Annotated in this window: 16 protein-coding genes and 1 riboswitch; of the genes, 9 read left to right on the top strand and 7 right to left on the bottom strand. The window is 62.7% G+C overall.

All coding sequences use genetic code 11. The features are described 5' to 3' along the window. Window positions 1-21 precede the first annotated feature (21 nt). From G365_RS0100730 to G365_RS0100720, 3 genes are all read right to left on the bottom strand, one after another. Complete coding sequence (locus G365_RS0100730; RefSeq protein ID WP_019643581.1) at window positions 22-1,428, bottom strand: NAD(P)/FAD-dependent oxidoreductase; 1,407 nt, start codon at window positions 1,426-1,428, stop codon at window positions 22-24. A 339-nt stretch (window positions 1,429-1,767) separates the two neighbouring features. After that, window positions 1,768-4,998: an Eco57I restriction-modification methylase domain-containing protein gene (locus G365_RS0100725; protein ID WP_019643580.1), complete on the bottom strand. Its 3,231-nt coding sequence runs from the start codon at window positions 4,996-4,998 to the stop codon at window positions 1,768-1,770. Between the two features lie 349 nt (window positions 4,999-5,347). Further along, complete coding sequence (locus G365_RS0100720) at window positions 5,348-6,331, bottom strand: asparaginase (protein WP_019643579.1); 984 nt, start codon at window positions 6,329-6,331, stop codon at window positions 5,348-5,350. A gap of 193 nt (window positions 6,332-6,524) precedes the next feature. Between G365_RS0100720 and G365_RS0100715 the strand changes: the two genes are divergently transcribed. The 9 genes from G365_RS0100715 to rpmG all read left to right on the top strand — a co-directional run bounded on the left by G365_RS0100715 (window position 6,525) and on the right by rpmG (window position 19,601). Beyond that, entirely contained in the window at window positions 6,525-7,784 is a 1,260-nt protein-coding gene (locus G365_RS0100715; protein ID WP_019643578.1) for an Hsp70 family protein, read from the top strand. 100 nt (window positions 7,785-7,884) lie between these two features. Next, window positions 7,885-8,067: riboswitch (FMN riboswitch) on the top strand. Further along, complete coding sequence (locus tag G365_RS23720; RefSeq protein ID WP_019643577.1) at window positions 8,052-8,225, top strand: hypothetical protein; 174 nt, start codon at window positions 8,052-8,054, stop codon at window positions 8,223-8,225. It overlaps the preceding riboswitch by 16 nt. 2 nt (window positions 8,226-8,227) lie before the next feature. After that, the gene (ribB, locus tag G365_RS0100705; protein ID WP_019643576.1) at window positions 8,228-8,896 is read left to right on the top strand and encodes a 3,4-dihydroxy-2-butanone-4-phosphate synthase; all 669 of its coding nucleotides are present in this window, start codon (window positions 8,228-8,230) and stop codon (window positions 8,894-8,896) included. 183 nt (window positions 8,897-9,079) lie between these two features. After that, window positions 9,080-10,612, top strand: a complete 1,533-nt coding sequence (locus tag G365_RS0100700) for a cytidine/deoxycytidylate deaminase family protein (protein ID WP_019643575.1) — start codon at window positions 9,080-9,082, stop codon at window positions 10,610-10,612. Window positions 10,613-10,690: 78 nt separating this feature from the next. Further along, window positions 10,691-11,896 (top strand): DNA-processing protein DprA, encoded by a 1,206-nt coding sequence (gene dprA, locus G365_RS0100695; RefSeq protein ID WP_019643574.1) that lies wholly within the window; start codon window positions 10,691-10,693, stop codon window positions 11,894-11,896. Window positions 11,897-11,959: 63 nt separating this feature from the next. Beyond that, window positions 11,960-14,815, top strand: a complete 2,856-nt coding sequence (gene topA, locus G365_RS0100690) for a type I DNA topoisomerase (RefSeq protein WP_019643573.1) — start codon at window positions 11,960-11,962, stop codon at window positions 14,813-14,815. A 78-nt stretch (window positions 14,816-14,893) separates the two neighbouring features. Then, window positions 14,894-17,299, top strand: a complete 2,406-nt coding sequence (rnr, locus tag G365_RS0100685; protein WP_019643572.1) for a ribonuclease R — start codon at window positions 14,894-14,896, stop codon at window positions 17,297-17,299. 329 nt (window positions 17,300-17,628) lie between these two features. Then, window positions 17,629-19,203, top strand: a complete 1,575-nt coding sequence (locus G365_RS19775) for a S41 family peptidase (RefSeq protein WP_019643571.1) — start codon at window positions 17,629-17,631, stop codon at window positions 19,201-19,203. 230 nt (window positions 19,204-19,433) lie between these two features. Further along, window positions 19,434-19,601: a 50S ribosomal protein L33 gene (rpmG, locus tag G365_RS0100675; protein ID WP_019643570.1), complete on the top strand. Its 168-nt coding sequence runs from the start codon at window positions 19,434-19,436 to the stop codon at window positions 19,599-19,601. Between the two features lie 115 nt (window positions 19,602-19,716). Here rpmG and G365_RS19770 read toward each other — a convergent pair whose 3' ends face one another. The 4 genes from G365_RS19770 to G365_RS0100655 all read right to left on the bottom strand — a co-directional run bounded on the left by G365_RS19770 (window position 19,717) and on the right by G365_RS0100655 (window position 22,790). After that, window positions 19,717-20,091 (bottom strand): flagellar basal body rod C-terminal domain-containing protein, encoded by a 375-nt coding sequence (locus tag G365_RS19770; RefSeq protein ID WP_019643569.1) that lies wholly within the window; start codon window positions 20,089-20,091, stop codon window positions 19,717-19,719. A 121-nt stretch (window positions 20,092-20,212) separates the two neighbouring features. After that, window positions 20,213-20,638: a hypothetical protein gene (locus tag G365_RS19765; RefSeq protein ID WP_155976072.1), complete on the bottom strand. Its 426-nt coding sequence runs from the start codon at window positions 20,636-20,638 to the stop codon at window positions 20,213-20,215. A gap of 441 nt (window positions 20,639-21,079) precedes the next feature. Further along, window positions 21,080-21,793 (bottom strand): Crp/Fnr family transcriptional regulator, encoded by a 714-nt coding sequence (locus tag G365_RS0100660; RefSeq protein WP_019643567.1) that lies wholly within the window; start codon window positions 21,791-21,793, stop codon window positions 21,080-21,082. Between the two features lie 64 nt (window positions 21,794-21,857). Then, window positions 21,858-22,790, bottom strand: coding sequence for a LysR family transcriptional regulator (locus G365_RS0100655; protein ID WP_019643566.1), 933 nt, complete (start codon window positions 22,788-22,790; stop codon window positions 21,858-21,860). Between the last annotated feature and the right edge of the window lie 46 nt (window positions 22,791-22,836).

Here is a 22,836-nt window from a genome sequence, read left to right as displayed (position 1 = left end):
CACAGGGCCCCGGACAGAAAATCAGGACTTATCTTCTAACCCGGATGGCGCCAGCCCGGCCAGCAGACGATCCAGACCGGACGGGGCCCGGCCCTGTATCTCCGCCCGCTCCTTCCGGATCACCGCCTGCCGGACCAGCGACCCGCCAAGAAAGCGCAGCGGCTCCGGCGGAAAAGCCCGGCACGACCGCCCGACCAGCGCGCAGGTGCTCCACTCATCGCGGCGGCCCAGCGCCAGACTGGCCAGAATCCGCCCCCCCAGACGGCTGGGGCCGACACCGTTACCGCTCCAGCCGATGCCATAATGAATGTTCTCATGGCCGCTCAGGCTGCCAAACACCGGCAGGCTGTCATAGGCCCGGTCTATCGGGCCGGACCAGCCCCCGTCCACATCCTCCGCCGACAGGGCGGGATAGGTCCGGAGCAGATCAGCCCGGGTCATCGCCAGACTGTCGGCATGCGCGCTGAAGGTGCCATCAATTCTGCCGCCGTAGGTTATTGCTCCGGTCCCCTTGCCGAACGCAATCCGGCCATCGCGGGTGGTGCGGTAGTAATCGACCATCAGCTGAGAGTCGGTGATCGACTCCCCGCCGGTCCAGCCGCCCCCTTCCGCCACCGGCCCCAACGGACGGGTGATGACGATGGAACTGTTGACCGGCGTGATCAGCCGCGCCAGCTCCGGGATTGCCGCCGACCACGCGTTGGTCGCCAGCACCACCGCCCCGGCCCGCACCGACCCGCCCGCCGTCTGCACCCGCACCGGAGAGCCGGGATCAATCTGCGTCACCGCCGAGCCTTCATAAATCCGCACCCCGGCCTCCGCCGCCACCCGCCGCAGGCCCTGCGCCAGCGCCGCCGGTTGCACCGTGGCGTTAGAGGCCTCAAACACCCCGGCCAGATGCACCGCCGATCCGGCCCGGCGTGCCACCTCCGCCGGGGACAGCCGCTCAAACGGCTGCACCCCCAGCCGGGTGCAGGCTTCCAGTGTGCCGTTCCAGGCATCAACATGCGCCGGGGTGGTGGCCGTCCACAGCCAGCCCTTCTGCACAAAATGGGCATCAATCTGATGCTGCTGACAGAACGCCCCCAGCTCCGTAATCGCCCGCTCGGCGCTGTGGCCGAGGAACAGCGCCTGATCCGCCCCATACTGGGCCAGTAACGTGCCGACCTTCGGCCACCACGACATGACAAAGCCGCCATTGCGCCCGGATGCCCCGCCGCCGCAGACATCCTGCTCCAGAATCACCACCCGGCATTCAGGCGCCTGCTGCTTCAGGGTCAGCGCCGTCCACAGGCCGACAAAGCCGCCGCCGAGAATGGCCACATCGGCTTCCTCCGCCCCCGCCAAGGCCGGAAACGGGGTGACAGAGCCCAATGACTGCTGCCAGTGGCTGCGCTTCAGCGGGGCGGTGTGCGGAAAACGGATCATCGGGCCGGACCTTCTGAAGGGGGACAGGCCCCCACTCTCCCGCCCCTGCTCCGGTGCCGTCAATGCGACGGCGGTCGAAAATATGGGGGAGATTTGCGACGATCGGAGGAAATGGGAGGGGGAGAACGCAGGGCGCTGCCCTGCACCCGCAAGGAGGCTTGGCCTCCTTGACCTTTTTATATCAGCAAAACTTATCTCATCAGCACTGGGTTTATTTCTGCTGCCAATCTGTCTGAAGGGACAGGGTACGGCTCATGGGTGAGGCCTCTTAGTGGTATTGTCCAAATCTAGGACGTAGGCACCACCATCCCTAAATTCAAAGGTGATGCACCACGGTGCCTATACGACGCTTTCCAACAGCGCAATCTCATCGGGTGTTAGGTCGAAAAGCTGGTAAACGATCTTATCAATCTGGGCTTCGGCTTGGGTGATTTCTGCCGAGAGGCGGGCAATTTCGGCACGGTCGCGGGTGATCCAGTCTTCCCAGTCGGACCTTTCAGACAACGGAATATCGGCCTTAAACGTCCTTTTGACCTCAGCCCGGAACGCGGCGAAGTCAGGCAGAGTCCACCATTCTTTCAGCTTGGTAGTCAGTCTGGGTGTGCGGTCCGGCGGGCAGAGGTCAGGAATGCGGCGGGTCAGGGCTGTTTGAAGGGCAAGGCGCTGATTGGCAATCAGTTGGCACTGCATCGCCATTGAAGCAAGTATATGTTTTTGATCATCTGTCGCGGAAGGGATTGGGATCTTAGTTGTATTCTGCGTTGTGGCCTCGAAAAATCCTCCTCGAATATAAGAGGTCACTCCAGTAAGGAAAAACCACACAGCCTTGCTGTTTAAAATAGCTACTTCAAAATATCCGCCCTTCCATATATATCCACGGTTATTTGTGTAAAACATTTTATCATCAAAGAAGAATGACGGGCTATCCTGAAAGTGAGAGAATATTATCTTTGGTTCATCATAAGTTCCAATATAATCACACGCCCTTAATTCCCACCAATAATCACCCTTATCAGATCTCTTTAATGCATCATTGTAGAACCCTGACAACCAACTAGATATTCCTGGGAACTCAATATTTAGCCTCTCCCATTGTTCTGCCTCGTTACCCTCTCCATACCGCTTCCGGGTCCAGCCCTTAGTGAGCATGATTCCCCAGAGTCCACGCGGCTCTGCCCGCCATCGCCGTATATCCTTACCCTCCAAAAATGGCTTAAGAAGTTCTATGGACTTTGGGTCTTGCGAACAAATTCGCTCTTTGACTGCATCGTCTATGACAAAGGCCTTATTTAAACCCGTCTTAATTCCATAAAGAGGTGCATCGTAAACGTCTTGCAGCCTTGGCTTTCCAAATGCGATCTTCATTCTCAATTGCTGAAGATGAGGCTTCTCTAGCTCCCAAGACCCAGCGCTAAGGGCGGCTTGCGGATAGACTCCGGCGGCTTTTTCCCATGTTGCCTGAAAGTTGGCCTCTGGCAGGGCGTCAACCTTCCAAAATTGCACATCATGGCCTTCTGGGGCAACAGCACGCTTCATGGTCAGAATGGCCGGGTAGGTGGTGACACCCTCAAAAATTTGCAGGTCGCCAAAATCAATGACGCTTTCCAGCGTTGCCTCGCGCAACAGATATTCCCGCAACGGTTTTCCCGATCCGGTCTTAAAGAAGGTGTTAGAGGAAATATAGCCCAAGCGCCCACCCGGTTTGAGTAAGCGCAAGCCCCGTTCAAAAAAGTAGCAATACAGGTCTGCCCGGTCCGAAACGACTTCGTAGCGTTTTTCTAGATAGGGTTTAATGGCCTTGAGCTGTTCCATGCGGACATACGGCGGATTGCCCAAAACAACGTCAAACCCGCCTTCGGCAAAGACGTGTGGAAACGCTGTTTCCCAGGTGAAAGCGTGATCAAGATAAGCAAAGTTACTGTCTTCGATCAGGCTATCACCGACGCACAGGCTGCTATCAAGGCTGTCTAGAACTTTGCCACGCCGAGCCGTCTTAATCCACAGCGAGAGTTTGGCGATTTCAATGCTTTCCACATTTACATCAACGCCAAATAGGTTATTGGTCAGAATCTCACTGTCTGGAACATATTCCAGCAGGTCGCCATAGTGTTCGGCCTTTGGCGATAGGTCTTTGATCTTTTCGTTTACGCGGGTTAGCTCGGCTTTTAGGAAATCAAAAGCCATAATCAGGAATACCCCTGACCCACAAGCCGGATCAACAATGCGTAGAGTCTTTAGCCGCTCGCGGTAGGCCTGCCACGCCTCCAGCTCGGACGATTTTTTCCGCCAAGGAATTGCAGCGTAGTCGGATAGGTCAGCCTTTGGTTTGGCATGGATACCCAAGATCCCGGTAAAGATTTCCTCTAGGTGTGCGCCTAGGGTCTCGGCAACGATAAAGCGGGCGATGTAGTCAGGGGTATAGACCACCCCATCACGCCGCCGCCGCCCAGTCGTACCCGTCGCACGCGCTTCTTCGACTTCCTCGCCTCGTGCTTGTGCCTGAAGGCGTTCAACGTCTGCAATTGATTGCTCAAAGATATGCCCTAGAACCGTAACCGAGACTTCAGAGGCAAAGTCATACTCCCCAAGAGCCTTAAACCCCTCGCAAATATCATCGGGTATGCTTAGGGCATCAATGGCGTCATCTTTGTGGAACAGGCCCCCGTTATAGCGGGGGATTTTTAAGGCCTCGCTCCCCTGGTCAATGCCATGGAACAGGCCCTTGAAGTTATCCCACACCGGACGCGGGTTATAAGGATCACGGGTGACAAAAGCCTGAGACAACGTGCTACTCGGCAACAGGCCTGTATCTTCGGCAAAGGCAATAAAGAGCACGCGATCAAGAATTTTTTGTGCAATCGCAATGCTTTCGAGCGCGGTAACTGAGGAAGATACCTGTTGGACAGCTCCGATAAGCTTTAGTCGCAGCGCCTTATAGTCTTGATAGAGGCTGTCCGTAATATCACGGTCTTCTGCACGGCTTTGTTTCAGCAGATCAAGCGTGCGCCCTGATAGAAGGCTCTCAGCAGAGAGCAACAGCATAAACCGAGCGTATTCCTTTGGGTCTGTCAATTGATCGAGCTGAAAGACCTCGTAGGCGGTGGTGCCCTCACCAAAGCCATAAAGGCGCAACTCAATCATATTTGAAACAAGAACCCACTTAACGCCCCGTGCATTCATGGCGTATTCCCACGCCTGCTGAACTGGGGTTTTATTGCGCCCTGGCATGATGGCGTCTAGGTCGCGGGTATCCGCCCCTTTTAGCTCGAATGGGGCCAAAATTTCTGGCTCTCGCCCACCAAAATGACCCAGGGCAAGATCAACGCTACCCCGTAGAATCGTTTCTTCGGTGGCAACGGTATAAGACGATCCTGCCGCAGGGCCGCGATAGCCAAGAACGCCTTCAACGATGTTTGCCGCGAATTGCCCGTGAAGGGAAACTTCTTTAAGGGAGTAAACTCTTTGAGAGCGAATCATTTCCGCCCAGGCCTCTAGCTTATCTAGATGCGCTTGGGGAATAGGAGCCGCTTTAATATGACGTTCTAGAGTCTTACGGTTAAAGAGGTTCATAAACTTACGGACTTCCTAAAATCAGCACTACTATCTGGGGTAGATTAATGCCCAATACCGAATAGGAATATCAAAAAATGCCGAACCCAATCGGGATTCTTTGGGGGAAGTTCAAAACGCAAAGACGCTTTTGGTAGCCACAGAACGGGGGCTAACACCGCTCAACTTCGCGGGCTATAAGTTTTCCGACACGATAAAAAAGGGTGGCAAAAGCGCGAAATCATCCCTCTACCATGGTCAACAAAGGGTTCATCACGGAACCCCGAGAATCAACTCCCCGCTTTTTGGGTCAAGCCTTTTTCCCGGAAAAAGGCTTGCTCCCATCCTCCGCAGGAGGCTCCTCCCCCCCCTACATCTCCCCCACCCAATCCTGCGCCAGCACATCGCGGCCAAGGCCGAGGCTGAGGGTGAGGTGCAGTTTGGTCAGCGCGGCTTCCCGCGTCATGTGGCCCCCGGCGATCACTCCGGCGTCGGCGAAGGCGGCACCGGCTTCGTAGGTGTCGAAGGCGATGCTGCCGTGCAGGCACTGGCTGACCGCCATCATCACCGTACCGCCGTCGCGCAGGCGGTTGAGCAGGCGCACCAGCCCGGCGTCGGCGGTCGGGCCGGTGCCGCTGCCGAAGCATTCGACGATCAGGCCCTGTGGCGGCACCGCAAACAGGCTGTCGGCGTGCAGGCCGATGCCGGGGTGCAGGGTCAGAAGGGCCACGGTCGGCGCAGGCGCGGTTTCGGCCACGGGCGGCAGGCTGGCATGGCCGGGGGCGGCAATCGCGGTCTGCGGCCCCGGCTGCCCTTCCAGCAGGGCGGCGGCGTCGCGCATGGCGTCCATCTCGTGGGCCATCAGTTTGCGGGCGCGGGCCCCGTGGATCACCCGCCCGTTAAAACAGACGGAAACCCCGCGCTGTGCCGCCGGGCCGTCGGCCATGGCCGTCACCGTCTTCAGGGCCAGCCCGAGGTTGGCCCCGCCGTCAGATCCATCGGCCACCATCGGCACCATCGCCCCGGTCACGGCGACCGGAATACCGGTTCCCGCCAGCTGGAACGACAGGCTGGCGGCGACGTAACACAGGGTATCGGTGCCGTAGATCACCACAAAGCCGTCGTAGTCCGCCGCCAGCGCCCGGATATCGCGGCCAAGGCGGTACCAGACATCCGGCCCGGCGTTGGCGCTGTCCAGCAGCGGGCTGTATTCCAGCACCTCCGCCCCGTTGCGCAGGCCGGGGTGCAGGCGGTCCGTCAGCGCGGCGAAGGACGGGGCCGGGCGCCAGCCGCGCTCCCCCTGCTCCATGCCAATGGTGCCGCCGGTGTAAAGAATGCAGATGCGACGGGTCATGGTGTCTCCCAATGCTTTCTTTTTAGAATTGTGTCTCTGAGGCTTTTTTTGGTTTAGGGCGGCACTTTGCCATGCCGGGGCTGATTGGCAACGGTTTTGCGATCTCCGGGCAACCGGGGGCAACGGCAGGCTTGACTTGGGCGGGGCGATGCGGTTTCTTCCGCCCCTTTTTCGCCCCCACAGGAGTCCCGCCATGCACTGCGGTTTCGATTTCGGCACCAGCAATTCCGCACTGGGGATTCATGATGGCGTTACCCCGGTGCTGCTGCCGCTGGAAGGGCAGCACCGCACCATGCCGACCGCCCTGTTCTACCGCCCGGAGCGCCCGGCCCCCGATCTGGGGCGCGAGGCGATGCAGGCCTATCTTGGTGGCGATGAGGGGCGGCTGATGCGCTCCATCAAGTCGGTTCTCGGCACCAGCCTGATCGAGGAAACCACCCGCGTCGGCAACCGTCAGGTGCCGTTCACCGCCGTTCTGCATGACTTTATCGCCGAGGCCAAGCGCCGGGCCGAAGCCGCCTGCGGCCACGCGCTGACCGCCATCGTACAGGGCCGCCCGGTCAACTTTGTTGACGGCAACCCCGATGGCGACCGCGCCGCACAGGCGACGCTGGATGGCATCCTGCGTTCGGTCGGTTTTAAGCATATCGAATTTGAGTACGAGCCGGTCGCCGCCGCCTGCCTGTATGCCGACCAGCACGCCGGGGCGGTGAAGCCGGATACGCTGGCGCTGATCGTCGATATCGGCGGCGGCACGTCGGACTTTTCGCTGGTGCGGCTGACCCCGCCGGTGTCTGACCACGGGCGCACCCGGGCTGATGTGCTGGCCAGCACCGGCCTGCGGCTGGGCGGCACCGATTTTGACGCCTCCCTCTCCTTTTATAAGGTGATGCCGCTGCTGGGTCTGGGGCTGGAAGTGACGGAGAAGAAAATCCCGGCCCCGCGCTGGATCTATTCCACCCTGTCAAGCTGGCCGCGCATCAACACCCTGTATGCCCCCAAGGCAGAGCGGGACGTGCGCTGGCTGGCGGAAACCGCCCCGGATCAGGCGGAGTTCCAGCGGCTGGAAACCGTGGTCGAACACCGCCTTGGCCACCGGCTGGGGGCGGATGTGGAAGGGGCGAAGATCGGCCTGTCCAACGCAGCCGACCATGCCCTTGCCCTGTCTTACATCGAAGCCGGTCTGGCCCCGGTGCTGCACGAACACGACCTGCGCGAGGTGCTGACCGAGGGCATGGCCCGCCTGACCGGCGGCATTGATGCCTGCCTGAGCCAGAGCGGCGTCACGGCGGAGGATGTCGGTCTGGTGATCCTGACCGGCGGTTCCACCGAAATGCCGGTGGTGCAGGATGCGGTGCGGGCCCGCCTGCCCGGTGCCGAAATCACCCCCTGCGACACCTTCGGGGCCGTTGCCTCCGGGCTGGCGGTGGAAGCGGCGCGGCGGTTTGCCTGACGGACAGAATAAAACAGACGCCCCCCACATCTTGCGCGGCCGGCAAACTCTCCCTATGGTTATGCCGTCTTCAGCCGAAGACAGTCTTTAACATAAAGGCACTTGTTCTCAGGGCAGGGTGAAAATCCCGACCGGCGGTACATCGCCGCCCCGCGTCCGCGGGGTCCGGCGGCAGCCCGCGAGCGCCTGTCTCCGTGCAGAGGACCGCACACCCGGGACAGGGTCAGCAGATTCGGTGAAAAGCCGAAGCCGACGGTAACAGTCCGGATGGAAGAGGATAAGGCCGCGTCCGCATACCGCCCCCGAACCGGGGATGGTGTGGCGTGGTATGTGCGCATGCGTGCGCCTGACCGTGGGGGAAACCTGCGGGCCGGGTTGCTGCCTGCGGTCTTCCTGCGTGCCCTGATTCTGGTCAGCCGCCCCGATTGTAACGGAGCATAACCATGAATCAGATGTTTTCCGAAACCCCGTCCCTTCTCGCCGGTTACGGCACCCCGCAGGAGCGGGTGAAGCGGGCCGTGGCTGCCCTGCAGCGCGGCGAGGGGATTCTTGTGGTCGATGATGAGGACCGCGAGAACGAAGGCGACTTTATCTTTGCCGCCGACAGCCTGACCGACCAGCAGATGGCGCTGATGATCCGCGAAGGCAGCGGCATCGTCTGTCTGGTCCTGACCGGCGAGCAGTGCGACCGCCTGCACCTGCCGCCGATGGTGGCCGACAACACCTCGCGCATGGGCACCGGCTTTACGGTGTCGATTGAGGCGGCGCACGGCGTCACCACCGGCGTTTCCGCCGCTGACCGGGTGACCACGGTGAAAGCCGCGATCAATCCGCAGGCAAAGCCGGAAGATCTGGCCCGCCCCGGCCACATGTTCCCGCTGCGGGCCCACCCCGGCGGTGTGCTGGCCCGGGCCGGACATACCGAGGCCAGCCTTGATCTGGTGCGTATGGCCGGGCGTGCCCCGGCGGCGGTGCTGTGCGAACTGACCAACCCCGATGGCACCATGGCCCGCCTGCCGGAGGTGATCCGCTTCGCCCGGGGCCTTGGCATGCCGGTGATGACCATCGCTGACCTGCAACTGGTGCTGCGCGGCCAGCAGGCCGCCGCCTGATACCCCGGTAGCCGCCTGATACCCAGGTAACGGCTGACAGAGGCCGGTCAGAACAGCCCGGTGGCCGCAATGCCACCGGGTTTTGTCTGTTTTATAGCAGACCGAAATGACTCAAGAATGTTAATTGCCGACACAATCATCCCATGAGAGCATTTCTGCCGTAACTCTCATAGGGGGCCACCGATGACCACCGCATCGCGTCACCATGTCCTGATGGCACTGGCCCACACCTTGAGCAACGGGCGCCCTGCGGCCCTGCTGGTCAAGCGCAACGGCAACGCTATGCCAACGATGTTTCTGTCGATGGACATGCACCACGCCTACCCCGGCCATACCGCAGTGGTTAACGTGATCCAGCATGTCTACAAAGAAGGATGGGCCTATCTGCAGAATGCCGAAATCTATCTGACGGCTGAACCCAGCGATGCTGACTACGGCATCTTTATCGAGCAGATCAAACAGCAGGGAAAAGCCGGGGAACCGCGCCTGTTTTTCACCCGTGGCGATGACCGGATCTGCGAGTGCCGCCCAAGCAAACTGACGGCAGACCCCCGCAACATCAAATCAATCCTGCCGGATGTGCGGCAAAACACCGGGGCCATGCTGCCATCCCTGAACGCACTGTGGAACAGTCTGGGTCATGCTGGCCCGAAAACCATCCAGTATCTGGGCCATACCTTTACTGCCGCCGATGCCGACGCCGCCCTGATAAAGACCCTGCTGACCACCCCCGCCGCAACGACCCGTGCCGTTCTGCGCCGCTTCGGCATTGTGCCCTATGCCAACGACGGCACGGCCCCGCCTTTTGATCAGGCGGAATACCCGGATGCGGGCAACGGTGTCACCTTCAATCACCTGACCCAGAAGGAGCAGTATATCTTCGACAGCCTGTTCCTGCTGGTCTGCTACGCGCTGGCGGCCCCCTCGCCCCCGGTCAAAGGCAAACATGGCGAAACCGCCAAGGTCGGTGCCCTGATGGTCAGCCCGCGCGGGGGAATCCTCAGCTGGGGGGCTGACTTTTCCGCCACCTTCCATGCCGAGGTTTCCGCCGTAAAACTGTATCAGGACGGTGGGTTAAACATGCCGCCACCGCCGGACACCCGGTTTTATACCTCGCTGGAACCCTGCTTTATGTGTTCCGGCCTGCTCAACACCGCCTACAGCCTGATCCCGCACTTTGCGGTACGGTATGGGCAGATCGACCCCGCCGTGCGGCAGATGGCAAAAACATTTCTGAAAAACAGCTACATCGACGAACGCAAGGCCACCACCCGCTATGATATCGACAGCGCCAAAGGGCTGTTTGCCGACCGGCTGGATCTGAAAGGAACGCAGGAGCTTGGCACCTTCGATTCCGGGCGCTTCAAAAAATCGGTGATGCAGCAGCTTGACGTTCCCTCGTTCCGCCGCCGCTACGCCAAGGCGGCGCTGGATCTGCTGGCAATGCCCTATGTCATCATGCATATCCCCGATACGCAGGGGCACCGTGCCTTTCTGCTGCACGCCTGGAAGAATGCGATGGCGGTTCTGTCACGGGCCAAGGGATCATCCGTTGACCCGCTGATGCGCCGTATGGGGCACTATCTTGACCAGACCCGGGGACAGAACCCGATCAAGGCACAGGATCAGGCGTATCAGGCCAAACATGCCGGTGATGCGCCGGACAAATACCGCAGTATGGCAGACACCTTCCTGCGGGCCTTCTGGGCCCAATAGCAGGGGAACAGGCCGGGAACCCCCGTCAGGGCGACGCCACACCTTGACCACCACCGGGGGTTATGCTGTGGTGCAGGCATGACCCAGCACGACCTTTTCTCCGCCCCGCCGCCCTCCCTCCGCGCCGACAGCAGTGACGGGGGACCGTCCCGCGTGTTTTCAAACGCAGAGCGGCTTGACCTGCTGCGCCTGATCCGCAGCGAGAATGTCGGCCCTGTCACCCTGCGCCGCCTGCTTGACCGCTTCGGCACTGCCCGTAAAGCGCTGGAGGCCCTGCCGACACTGGCCCGCAACGGCGGGCGGGCCAAGCCGATCAAGGTCTGCCCCGCCCTGACGGCGGAGCGGGAGCTGATGCAGGCCGAGGCCCTGGGGGCCCGCCTGCTGTGCGTGGGGGAAAGCACCTACCCCGCCCTGCTGGCACAGGTCGATGATGCGCCGCCCTGCCTGTATGCGCTGGGCCATGCCCCGCTGCTGGCCCGGCCCTGCATTGGCATGGTCGGGGCCCGCAACGCATCGGTGGCCGGAAAGCAGTTTGCCCGTAAACTGGCGATGGATCTGGTCTCCGCCGGGGTCACCGTGGTTTCCGGCCTTGCCCGGGGCATCGACACCGCCGCCCATGAAGGGGCGCTGCATGCCGGGGCACAGCACAGCGTGGCCGGAACCGCCGCCGTTCTGGCCGGGGGCGTTGATGTGATCTACCCGCCGGAGAATGACCGGCTGTACCGCCAGATGGCCGAACAGGGGGTGATTCTGTCGGAAATGCCGCCCGCCACCGTGCCGCAGGCCCGCCACTTCCCCCGCCGCAACCGCATCATCTCCGGTGCCAGTCTGGGGGTGGTGGTGGTCGAGGCCTCGGCAAAGTCGGGGTCGCTGATCACCGCCCGCTATGCTGCCGATCAGGGGCGCGAAGTGTTCGCGGTGCCGGGGTCGCCGCTGGAAGCCCGCAGCGAAGGCCCCAATCTGCTGCTGCGTGACGGTGCCACCCTGATCCGCCACGCCGGGGATATTCTGGAGGCGATCACCCGCCATCCCCCGGCGCTGGAAGAGCGCGGGCGCGCCGGTTTCAGCGGCCCCGCCCCGTCCCTGCCGCCGGAACAGGATCTGGCCCGGGCCCGGGCGGAAGTTGTCCCCTGCCTGACTGTCACGCCGGTGACGGTTGACGAAATCATCAGGCAATGCCAATTGTCTTTCGCCGTTGTGTCCATGATCCTTCTGGAACTGGATCTGGCGGGCCGTCTGGAACGGCACCCCGGCAACCGCGTCTCTTTGCTGCCAGCCCTCTGACTCTTCAAAGGGATATGGCTGCGGGGAGGCCCCTGACACCGCTTTTCAGCCCTTGCGAGCCCCATGAACGTCGTCATCGTCGAGTCCCCGGCCAAAGCCAAAACCATCAACAAGTACCTCGGCGGCGGCTATACCGTTCTGGCGTCGTTCGGGCACATCCGTGACTTGCCGCCGAAAGACGGCTCCGTGCGCCCGGACGAAGATTTCGCCATGGACTGGGCCACCGATGCCCGTTCGGAAAAGCATATCCGCGAGATCGTGCAGGCGGTCAAAGGGGCCAAGCGCCTGTTTCTCGCAACTGACCCGGATCGCGAGGGAGAAGCGATTTCGTGGCACGTGCTGGAAGAACTGAACCGCCGTAAGGCCCTGAAGGATGTCGAGGTCAAGCGCGTCACCTTCAACGCCATCACCAAATCGGCGATTTCCGAGGCGATGGCCCATCCGCGTGACCTGTACTTTGATCTGGTCCATGCCTATCTGGCCCGCCGGGCGCTGGATTATCTGGTCGGCTTTACCCTGTCGCCGGTGCTGTGGCGCAAGCTGCCGGGGTCGCGGTCAGCCGGGCGCGTGCAGTCGGTGGCCCTGCGCCTGATCTGCGAGCGGGAATCGGAGATTGAGCGCTTCACCTCGGAAGAATACTGGACCGTTGCCGCCGATGCCCTGTCAGCGGGGGGCAAGCCGTTTCTGTCGCGGCTGACCCACCTGGACGGCACCAAGCTGGACAAGTTCGGCCTGCCCGACGCCACCGCCGCCGAGCGGGCGCGGCAGGCGATTGAGGCCGGGGCCTTCACGGTTGGCACCATCGAACGCAAGCAGGCCAAACGCCACCCCTTCCCGCCGTTCACCACCTCCACCCTGCAGCAGGAAGCGGCGCGCAAGCTGTATTTCTCGGCCACCAAGACGATGACGCTGGCGCAGCGTCTGTATGAAGGCGTGCCGGTCAATGGCGAGACGGTCGGCCTGATCACCTATATGCGTACCGACGCCGTCAGCATGGCACCGGAAGCGGTGAATGACGTCCGCACCCTGATCGGTCAGAACTGGGGCGATAAGTTTGTGCCGTCGGCCCCCCGCGTCTACAAGACCAAGCAGAAGAACGCGCAGGAAGCACACGAGGCGATCCGCCCGACCAACGTGTTCCTTAAGCCCGGCGACGTCCGCGATGTGCTGGATGCCGACCAGTTCAAGCTGTACGAGCTGATCTGGAAACGCACTGTCGCCAGCCAGATGGAAAGCGCGGTGATGGACCAGATGGCCGTTGATCTGGCTGACGGCGGCAAGAAGACCGTGCTGCGGGCCACCGGATCAGCCGTGCTGTTTGAAGGCTTCCTGAAGCTGTATACCGAAACCGTCGATGATGCCGCCGACGATGACGAAAACAGCCGCCTGCTGCCGCCGCTGAAAGAAGGCGAAGCGGTGCAGATCACCAAAATCACGCCGGAACAGCACTTCACCCAGCCGCCGCCGCGCTATTCTGAAGCCAGTCTGGTCAAGCGGATGGAAGAACTGGGCATCGGTCGCCCGTCCACCTACGCCTCGATCCTGCAGGTGCTGCAGGACCGTGATTATGTGCGCCTTGACTCCCGCCGGTTTGTGCCGGAAGACCGGGGCCGGATTGTCACCGCTTTCCTCGAAAGCTTCTTCCGCCGCTACGTCGAATACACCTTCACCGCCGATCTGGAAAATCAGCTCGACGAAATTTCCGCCGGGCATCTGGACTGGAAAGAGGTGCTGCGCCGCTTCTGGCAGGAATTCATCGCCGCCGTCGAAGGCACCCAGACCCTGCGCATTTCCGAAGTGCTGGACGCACTGGATGCCGACCTCGGCCCGCATCTGTTCGCAGCCCCGGCAGATGCGCCGGAAGGTCACGATCCGCGCCAGTGCCCGGCCTGCGCCGCCGGCCGCCTGTCGCTGAAACTGGGCAAGACCGGGGCCTTCATCGGCTGCTCGGCTTACCCGGAATGCCGCTACACCCGGCCGCTGGGCGGCGGGGCCGATGACACCGCCACCGACCGCGTGCTGGGGGATGACCCGGAAACCGGGCTGCCGGTCAGCGTCCGCAAGGGCCCCTACGGCTGGTACTGCCAGCTTGGCGAGGCCACCGGCGAAGGCAAGGCCAAAACCAAGCCGAAACGGGCCGGACTGCCCAAGGGCATGGACCCGACGGCGGTGGAGCTGGAACAGGCGCTGTCGCTGCTGTCGCTGCCCCGTACGGTCGGCCTGCACCCGGAAAGCGGCCTGCCGATTCTGGCCGGTATCGGGCGCTTCGGCCCCTATATCGTCCATGACGGCAAATATGTGAACCTGCGTGACGACAGCGTGCTGGAGATCGGCATCAACCGGGCGGTTGACCTGCTGGCCACCGCCAACAGCCGCGCCCGCAAGGCCGAAGGCAAGGATCTGGGGGCTCACCCGGCGGACCAGCAGCCGGTTAAGCTGCTGTCCGGGCGTTATGGCCCCTATGTGGAACATGGTGGCGTCCGCGCCAACCTGCCGCGCGACACCGACCCTGAAACGGTGACGCTGGAACAGGCCACCGAATGGCTGGCTGCCAAAGCCGCCAAGGATGCGGCAGCGGGCAAAAAACCGGCGGCGAAAAAGGCCCCGGCGAAGAAAGCCGCAGCAGCCAAAACCGAAAAGGCGACGGCGGAAAAGAAGCCTGCCGCCAAGAAAGCCGCCCCCAAGAAGAGCGCAGCCAAAAAGGCCGCTTCTGACGATGGCGTCGCGGTCGCCCCGCCGGTCGATGACAGCCTGCCGTGGGATGATGACGCCCCGGCAGCGCCCGCCAAAAAGCCCGCCGCGAAGAAAGCGGCGACCACCAAGACATCAGCCGCCAAGACATCGGCGGCCAAAAAGCCTGCGACCAAAAAAGCCCCGGCTAAAAAAGCCGCGGCAAAGACAGAGGACGGCGGCGCATAAAGGCGCCGGTGGCCGCCGGGGTATCCTCCGGCGGCCGTTTGTCCATCTACACCAAGACCAACAGAAAGCACTGATCCATTGACCAAACACCCGCGCAAGCCCGCCCCCCTGCCCAGCAAGGCCCAGGTTCTGGAATTCATTCAGGACAGCCCCGGCCGTGTCGGTAAACGGGAACTGGCCCGCGCCTTTAATCTGTCCGCCGACCAGCGGCCGTTCCTGCGCCAGATCATGAAAGAGCTGGAGCAGGACGGTAAGGTTCAGCGCGGTCACAAGCGCACCCTGCACCGCCCCGGTGCCCTGCCCGATGTGGCGGTGATACAGGTGACCGGCACCGATGAACATGGCGAGCTGATTGGCCGCCCGTTCACCTGGACCGAAGACAGCCCGCCGCCGCGCGTGTTCCTCCAGCCGGTGCGGCGTGACCTGCCGAGCGTCGGTGTCGGCGACCGTGTGCTGTGCAAAATGCAGTTTACCGGCAACAACCAGTATCAGGCCCGGGTCCTGAAGAAACTGGTGGAAGCCCCGGCCCGGGTCCTCGGCCTGCTGGAGGTCGGGACCAACGGGCTGTTCCTGCGCCCGACCGACCGCCGTGACCGGCAGGACTATGTGGTGGCGCGCGGTGATACCGGCGGTGCCGAAGCCGGGGAACTGGTGGAAGCCGAAGTGCTGCCGGGCCGCGCCCATGGCCTGCGGCAGGTGCGGGTACTCGACCGCCTCGGGTCGCTGACCGCGCCGAAAGCGGTCAGCCTGATCGCCATCCACGCGCAGGGCATCCCCACCGAGTTCACTCAGGGCGCGCTGGATCAGGCTGAAGCCGCCGGGCCGGTGCCGCTGGGCACCCGGGAAGACCTGCGGGAAATCCCGCTGGTGACCATCGACGGGGAAGACGCCCGCGACTTTGACGATGCGGTCTGGGCCGAACCCGACGGCAACGGTGGCTGGCATGCCATTGTTGCCATCGCCGATGTCGCCCATTACGTCTACACCGGCAGTCCGCTGGACAAATGCGCCTACGAACGCGGCAACTCGGTCTACTTCCCCGACCGGGTGGTGCCGATGCTGCCCGAGGCCCTGTCCAACGGCTGGTGTTCGCTGCGCCCGCACGAAGAGCGCGGCTGTCTGGCCGTGCATATGTGGTTTGACGCCAAAGGCAACAAGACCAGGCACCGCTTTGTGCGTGGCCTGATGCGCTCCGCCGCCCGTCTGACCTATACGCAGGTTCAGAATGCCCTCGACGGGCGCGCCGATGACACCACCGGCCCGCTGGTTGACAGCGTGATCACCCCGCTGTTCGGCTGTTATCAGGCGCTGCGCTCCGCCCGCAATCACCGGGGGGCGCTGGAAATCGAAATCGCCGAGCGCAAGGTGGTGCTGGCAGACGACGGATCGGTGGTCGGCATCGTGCCGCGCCCGAGCTGGGACAGCCACAAGCTGATCGAAGAGCTGATGATCGCCGCCAACGTCTGCGCCGCCGAGACGCTGGAAGAACGGCAGCAGCCCTGCATGTACCGCGTCCACGACGAGCCGCCGATGGAACGGCTGGAAGCCCTGCGGAGCTTTTTGCAGACCATCAACCTCAATCTGCCGACCGGGGCGCTGCGCCCGCAGAACTTTAACACCGTTATCAGCAAGGTACGCGGCACCTCGCAGGAACACCTGGTCAACACCGTTATCCTGCGCAGCCAGTCACAGGCCATCTACACGCCGGAAAACCGCGGCCACTTCGGGCTGGGGCTGCGCCGCTATGCCCACTTCACCTCGCCGATCCGCCGCTATTCCGACCTTCTGGTCCACCGGGCGCTGATCCGGGGTCTTGGTTTCGGTACCCCGCAGGAAGCGCTGACCAGTGAGCAGGCTGCCGATTTCGAGCTGATTGGCGAACACATCAGCCAGACGGAACGCCGGGCCGCGCTGGCCGAGCGCGACGTGATCGAACGCTATACCGCCCTGTATCTGTCGGAACGGATCGGGGCGGAATTCGCCGGGCGCGTCACCAGCGTCACCCGCTTCGGCCTGTTTGTTGAACTGGAAGACAGCGGGGCCAGCGGCCTGATCCCGATTTCGTCACTGGGCACCGAGTTCTTTGTCCATGACGAAGCCAACCACCGCCTTGTCACCCGGTCGCAGCGCACCATCCATCAGCTGGGGGATGCGGTGATCGTCCGGCTGCGGCAGGCCGATCCGGTGACCGGCGGCATGCTGTTTGAGATGAAAGCCAATCTGGGCGGTGCCCCGCGCGACGGCTGGAAGGCTGACCTGAAACCCGCCCCGGAGCGGCCACAGCGCCCGCCCCGGTCGATCACCGGCACCGCAGACGGCGATGACAGCGGCGACTCCGCCGTTGCAGACAGCGCCGACGGCGGCTTCCGCCCCGGCAGCCGCAGCAGCCGTAAGCGTATTTCGGGCGAACCGTCGGGCCGCAGCAAAACCGTCCGGATCGGGCGCTCCGGCCCGCCGGGCGGCAAAAAGCCGCGCCGCCGCTGACCGGCTGCTGCCCAAGCTGCTGTAATGCCAGAAAACCCCCTGTCAGCCTTCGCCGACAGGGGGTTTTGCTGAAATAAGCCCCCGCAGGCAAGGCCGATGCTTACATCTTGTTAAGTCAAAGCTGCCATGGTCTGATACTCGGAAGGCAGGGGGCTTACCGCCGTTATCCCTGTCTCCTTCCGCCGACCGCCGTTTCCAGGACTGGACCGAGTATGGCAGCAGGTACCGCAGACCGGATTCTCCGGGCCGTTTCCGGCCACCCCAGTTCTGTTGCCGGATGCCCTGTTTTGGGGTGGCCAGCTTTCAGACAGCCAGCCTTCAGACGGTGCGTGTCCGGGCGGGTTCTCGCCGGGCTGATCTGCCTGTGGCTGTCCGCTGGCGTGCCTGCCGGGGCCGCAGCCCCCCGCGATGACCCGGATTTCTCCCGCGATGAAGCCCTGCGGATGGTCGGCTTCACTTTCGACGTTGTTGCCGAACGCCACCTTGACCCGCTGTCAGGCCGCGTACTGGCCCTTGATACGCTGCGTGGCCTGACCACCCTTGACCCGTCGGTCAGCGTGTCTGCCAATGACCAGTGGATCCAGCTTCTTGACGAGCGCGGGGTGGTCGCCAGCTATTCCGCCCCGCCAGACACCAGCCTGTCAGCCTGGGCCCGCATCACCGTCGATATGACGCAGGCGGCCCGCAAGATTTCTCACCCGATCTCCGATGCCGGGGCCGAGGAGATTTATCAGGCACTGTTTGACGCCCTTGTCAGCCGTCTTGACCCGTATTCCCGCTATGCCGGACAGACGGAAGCCAGCGAGAACCGGGCCAACCGCAACGGCTTTGGCGGTATCGGTATCCGCTATGTTCTGGAAGACGGCAAACTTGCCATCACCGAAGTGATGCCCGATACCCCCGCCGCCGATGCCGGGATCCGGGCGGGCGATCTGGTGACCTCCATCGACGGTACGGCAATCACTAAAATGGGCGGCACGCTGGAAGCGGCGCGGCAACGGCTGCGCGGGCCGATCAATTCCCCCGTCAATCTGGGGATCGAACGCCCCGATGGCAAAACCCGCACCCGGCCGATGGAAGTGACCCTGCGGCGCGGGCTGGTGGTGCCGCAGACCGTCTTTGTGATGTCGGATTCCGACAGCATCGCCCATATCCGCATCAGCAGCTTTAACCACCGTACCGCCAAGGCGCTGGAAGAGGCAGTCACCAACGCCGTGCAAAGCCCCAGAGTCAACGGTCTGCTGCTGGATCTGCGCGGCAACCCCGGCGGCCTGCTGGATCAGGCGGTGGCAGCGGCGGATCTGTTCATGGACCGGGGTAAGATCGTCACCACCCGGGGGCGTCACCCCGAGGCGATGCAGAGCTATTCGGCCCACCCTGATGACATTGCCAAGGGGCTGCCGATCGTGGTTCTGGTTGATGGCAAATCAGCCTCTGCCGCCGAAATTCTGGCCACCGCGCTGGAAGACAGTGGCCGGGCCGTGGTGGCGGGCACCTCCTCCTACGGCAAGGGCACGGTCCAGACCGTGGTGCGCCTGCCCAACGACGGGGAACTGACCCTGACATGGTCACGCTTTCACAGCCCCACCGGCTACGCGCTGGAAGGGCTGGGGGTGATGCCGGGGGTGTGCATCTACGATCAGACCATGACACCGGACCTGACCGTGCAATCCCTCGCCCGCTCCGTGGCCGATCTGGAGGCCTTCAGCCGCCAGTGGCGGTCGGTGGCCGTCACCGATGCCAGCACCCGCGCCGCGCTGCGCAACCGCTGCCCGCCGGGCAACCACAGCGGATGGAGCACCGATGTTGCTGTCGGCAAGGCCCTGCTGCGGGACGGTACCGCCTACAGCCATGCCCAGACGGTGCTGACCCCGCCGGACGACACCGCCGCCCTGCACCGCTGAGCCCGCCCGCGTCCCTCTCCGGACTCCTTTGCCCTGAAGATTTTGGCCCGTATGCGCCATCCCCCGGAAAAGGGGGCTTCCGGGGACCGGCAAAATCGCTTATAAAGACTGGAAAATGCTGGGTTTTTCAGTTTTCTACACAGTTTTCCCCAGCTTTTCCTTGACACCTTTTCCCATCACTGTATTGTGCGCCCCTCGACACGCACGCTGTTTGACCAGGATTTAAGGCGATGGCTAAGCCGACCACTATTCAGATTAAGCTCGAAAGCACCGCGGATACCGGTTACTTCTACGTTGCGAAGAAGAACCCGCGGAATACCACCCAGAAGCTGGAATTCCGTAAGTATGATCCGGTGGTGCGTAAGCACGTCGTCTTCCGTGAAACGAAGATGAAGTAATAACGGGTAACACCGTTTTCTATGCAATAAGGCCGCTGACACCCGTCAGCGGCCTTATTGCATTGCCTTACACAGACTGCAAAAAGCACAGGACATCCGCAGGCCCAAAGATGGCTTAGCCGATCACCGACAGCGTGGTCTTCTGCATCTCATCGGCGGTGCGGATCAGCGCGGCAGAGGCCTTATACGCGGTCTGCGCCAGTTTCATCTGCACCAGATCCGTGGTCAGGGAGCTGTTGGGAAGCCCGTAAGCGGTTCCATCGGTTCCCGGTGCCGGCATATAGGCCGGTACCACCGGGCGCGCCCCGGTGACCACCCCACCGCCGGCAACACTGGATGCCGTCGGCTGCAGCGGCTGATAGCCCTGATACCCGTCGCGATCACTGATTACCCCGCCGCTGCGGGCATTGACGATGTTTGAGGCAGAAATCTGCACGGTCCGCGCCGCAGCGTTCAGGCCGGAAACGGCGATGGAAAAGCTGTCAGCCATGACCCGATATCCTTTCCTGCATCAGACAGACGGGATAGCACCCGGGCAGATCAGCCGGGGCAAACCAGTCTTATGGAAGGAAGAGAATACACCCGGCACCCTGTCAGGCCTGTGAACAGAATCACATCCAGCGGCTATAGACTTCGCCGGTCTGACGGTCTTTCCCACCGGAGGAAATCGCCCGGATCGCCCGCTCATACTGGCTGACGCCGCTGCGGACAGTCGTACCGGCGCTTCCCGAGCGGTCGCCCTGATTGCGGTAAGCAACCAGAACGGCGGAAACCTCGGTGGTGGTCAGGATATCGCCGAAGCGCACCCCTTCCATCCGGGCCTTCTGCTGCTGCGCCTGCCGCTGCGACTGCTGGAACAGGCTGTTCCAGTTCTGGGCAAAACGAAGGGCCTCATCCTCCGGCCCGACATTGCCCGAGTTGGCCATGTCGGTGACATTGCGGAAGGTCAGGGACGACGAAACAGTACCGTTGCTGCCCGCCCGCAACGGGGAGGCAGCGATCGGCTGTCCTATCTGCTGTCCTACCTTCGCAACCACGGTGAGGTTTCCAAATCGCTGTGGGGGGTATGGGTGACACACAGCGCGTCACCCCGGCCCGCCGGGTATCAGTCCTGTTACCGTGGATGCCGGAAAACACGGATCGGGGGATACGGTGCCCCACAGTTAAGGGCTACAGAACCGACCGTTCTATCAGAGTGCAGGTATGGGCCTGCGCGATTCGCCGCGACACGGCGCCCGTCAGCCTGATGAATCCTTGTTTTCCGGCGGTCTGACCACGGATGAAAGACCGCATGGTTTTATGATGACCCCCGGATTGAGCTGTGTCAAATGCCGTGGTCGATCAAAGTCTAACAATTCGCAGACAATCATGCGGCACTGCGTCAAATCAGCCCCGGCCCCACGTCAGGGTTGTCAGCCCAGACACAAAAAGAAACGCCTGCGCACCCTTGGCTGGTCCTTTCGGATCAGTGCCACTTTTCAGACCTGATCGGCCACCTGCCGCAGGGCGGGCAGATTACAGCGGAAGTGATTCCGTCCCAGCGTTTCCAGCAGGGCAGAACGGCGGAACTCGGCAATCGTCCGGCTGGCGGTCTCGGTGGTGATGCCTAAAATGGCCCCCAGATCTTCCCGCGTGAACAGATCACTGATTTCGTCACTGCCGCCGGTTTCAGCCAGATGCAGCAGCAGCCGGGCAACCCGGCAACGGGCATTGCCGGTTGACAGGCCGGTCAGCCATTCGTCCGCTTCCCGCACCGCCTGATGCCAGCGGCGCATCAGCTGGGTATGCAGGCGCGGTGTCTCCCGCTGCAGGCGGGTGACCACTTCCAGCGGCAAACGGCACAGTACCGCATCCTGCACCGCCACCGCGTCATGCTCGTAAGGCAGGGACAGCAGCACCTCCAGCCCCAGCGTATCCCCGGGGCGGCGCAGGCGGACAATCCGCTGCGCCCCGTCGGGCAACGACTGCACCAGCTTGATCATCCCGGAGCGCAGGGTAAACAGGGCACTGCCCTGATCCCCGAGATGATACAGCGGGGCCCCGGCAGGCAGACGCAGCTCATCAATCGGCACATGGATCAGCGCAAAATCAGCCTCCTGCAAATCGGCGAACAGGGCCATCTGTCGGATGCCGCAACTGCGGCACCCTGATGCCCCGGCCCAGGCGGCCTGAATGTTGATACCCGTTGCCACAGCGGCAGGTTTCCTTTGCTCCGGCCCTTTGCAGAGAAGGGGTTTTCGATGATACCGCCGGTATTTAAGCACGTTCCCCCACCGCCGGGGAAGCCGCCAGTCGGGCCGTCAGTCCGCTGACCAGAAAGGAGATCAGCACCCGCACCCGCCGGGGCTGGGCTGCCGTCGCCGGATAAACCAGCTGCAGGGCGGTTTCCCCGGCAGAGAACAGCGGCAGGACCTCGCGCAGGGCGCCGCTGTGCAGATCACCGGCCACATCGAACAGCGACTTGCAGGCAATCCCCTGCCCGTCCAGACACCAGCGGCGGATCAGGTCGCCATCATTGGCCACCCGGTACGGGCGGATCAGCACCCGCTCTGCCCGCCCCCCGATCCGGAACGGCCACGTCGTTTCCACCACGCTGCCGAAGCGCATCAGCAGGCAGCGGTGCCCCGCTGCCGCCTGCGCCAGATCCTGCGGATGCACCGGCACGCCGTGGCGGTCGAGATAGGACGGCGCGGCGCAGATCACCCGCCGGGCCGCCCCCAGCGGCCTGACTTTCAGCGAGCTGTCGGCCAGCACGCCATGACGCACCGCCAGATCCATCCCTTCCGCCACCAGATCGACATGGGCATCAGACAGATGCAGATCAAACGTCACATCCGGGTGATCCTGCCCGAAAGCATCCAGCAGCGGCACCAGATGCCGCCGCCCGAAATCCATCGGGGCCGTCAGCCGCACCGCGCCGGACAGCCGGTCAGCCCCAAGCCGGATACGGCTGTCGAGGTCATCAGCCTCGGCCAGCAGACGGCGCGCCCCTTCGGCCAGAAGGCGCCCTTCCTCGGTCAGTGTCACCGCCCGGGTGGTGCGCACCAGCAGGGCGACGCCATAATGGCGTTCCAGCGCGGTCAGACGTTCTGACACCGAAGACGGCGACAGCCCCATTTCCCGCCCGGCAGCGGCCAGCCCCCCCTTTTCGATGATCCGCAGGAACAGCGCCAGCCAGTCCAGATGCATCAGCCTGCCCTCCATTCTACGGATAATCCGAATTATCATTTCAGAT

This window comes from Novispirillum itersonii subsp. itersonii ATCC 12639 (assembly GCF_000381985.1).
GTDB lineage: Bacteria > Pseudomonadota > Alphaproteobacteria > Rhodospirillales > Rhodospirillaceae > Novispirillum > Novispirillum itersonii.
The sequence above is the reverse complement of the archived record's forward strand: the minus strand, read 5'-3'. Positions and strand labels throughout refer to the sequence as shown.